We start from the raw sequence: 1,610 nt of genomic DNA on the forward strand, positions 1-1,610 counted from the left end.
TTCAGGGCTGTTCACCCGGGGGAGGTGTTGCGTGAAGAATTGAAGGAGCGCGGCATTACGCAGAAGGAACTGGCTCGGATGATGGGCGTGCAGCCCACTCACTTGAATGAGTTTATTAAGGGCAAGCGCAACATGACCGAAGAGCTGGCCATGAAGCTGGAGGCGCAGCTGGGTATTTCCTTTTCTTCTTGGATGAATCTACATAGCGGCTACGTCTATGACTTGGAGCGCATCAGGCAGCGGGACGAGGAAGAGCAGAAGGCGGTGGACTATGAAGAAGGTTGCCGCGCGCTCTTTAACCTCAACCTGCTGTATAAGAGGCTGGAGATTGGGGCGGTGTCTGTAGCTAAGCGCGTGAAGCGGTTGAAGGAGCTGTTTGGCTTTGACCTGCTTGCTGCCGGAGAGCTGCGGGCGCAGGTGGCGGGCCTGTACAAGCATAGCGAGAAGGTGCAGGTAGACGAGAAGAATATGCTGACCTGGCTGCTGCTTAATCATCTTGCGATTGAACAGAAGGGCCGCTGTGTGGGGTATGTTCGTGGTGGGGCTACGAAGGCTGCTGCGGAGATAGCCCGGATGGCCAACGAGCAGCGTGCTTCGGTAGCGGAGATAGCGCGGTGTCTTGGTAGCTACGGCATTACCTACGTGGAGGTGGAGCGGGTGGAGAAGGCTCCGGTGGATGCTTACTCTTGTTTGGTGGATGGTGCGCCCGTTGTCTCGGTGACGTATCGGCATAATGACTTGGATAAGCTGGTGTTTGACGTGCTGCACGAGCTCTACCATATAGACCACCACCTAGGTGGGGAGACGCAGGCCTTTATTACTGTGGATGACGTAGACTACTCTTCTGACCCACGGGAGAAGGAGGCGAACGACTTTGCCCGCACTATGCTGATACCTGATGCCGCGTGGTCCGGTATCATGAAGGCGGGATGCCGCAGCCTCTCGCCGCACAGGGTGGTGAAGACGATTGCCGAAGAAGCCGCTAAGCGGGGGATAAGCCCGTCGATAGCGGTGGCGAGGTATAAGCATGATGCCAACTGGTATCAGACGAAGGCTTACCGGTCTCCGAAGATTAGATGATAGGTTGCCCCCTCGGGGTGGTTTATACTTATTCAGCCCCGCGTATCGTGGTGATGCGCGGGGCTGTGTTGTGTCTTACCGGGTGAGGTCTGCGAAGGTGGCGAAGTAGGCTTCGCCCATGAGGGTGAGGAGCTTGTCCTTAAGGACTTCGCGGGAGACGTACCAGGACTTGGTGAACCAGGGGCGGGCCTTGCGGGGCTTGCCCAGGTGGTGGGCGGCGCGGTAGGCGGGGTCGAGAAAGTGGAGGTTGCCGCCGTTGTCGTGCTTGTAGCCGTTGCCTGTGCCGGCGTCTACGTAGAGGCCGTAGGTGAGGAAGTGGTAGGTGGCTGTGAGGCTGTAGCTGCCGGGGAAGGTGAGGCCTGCGCCACGGACGGAGGTGCGGAGGGCACCGGTGCGCATGGCGCCCAGGAGGGCGATGCGGTCGGACCAGATACGGGTCATCATGCGGTACCACTCGCGGGTGTAGTCGCGATAGCCGGCAGCGGGTGAGGTGGCGGGCATGGGGCAAGTATTAAGTGTGAGTGATTAGG

Annotated in this window: 2 protein-coding genes; one reads left to right on the top strand and one right to left on the bottom strand. The window is 58.9% G+C overall.

Annotated elements, in window-relative coordinates; translation table 11 throughout:
• Positions 1–1,080 (top strand): HigA family addiction module antitoxin (locus Q4P78_RS08585; protein WP_303339964.1); only part of this gene is annotated, 1,080 nt, incomplete at its 5' end.
• A 75-nt stretch (positions 1,081–1,155) separates the two neighbouring features.
• Here Q4P78_RS08585 and Q4P78_RS08590 read toward each other — a convergent pair.
• On the bottom strand, positions 1,156–1,581 hold the full coding sequence (locus Q4P78_RS08590; protein ID WP_303339965.1) for a hypothetical protein: 426 nt from the start codon (positions 1,579–1,581) through the stop codon (positions 1,156–1,158).
• Positions 1,582–1,610 lie beyond the last annotated feature (29 nt).

Source organism: Rothia sp. (in: high G+C Gram-positive bacteria) (genome assembly GCF_030540545.1).
Taxonomy (GTDB): domain Bacteria; phylum Actinomycetota; class Actinomycetes; order Actinomycetales; family Micrococcaceae; genus Rothia.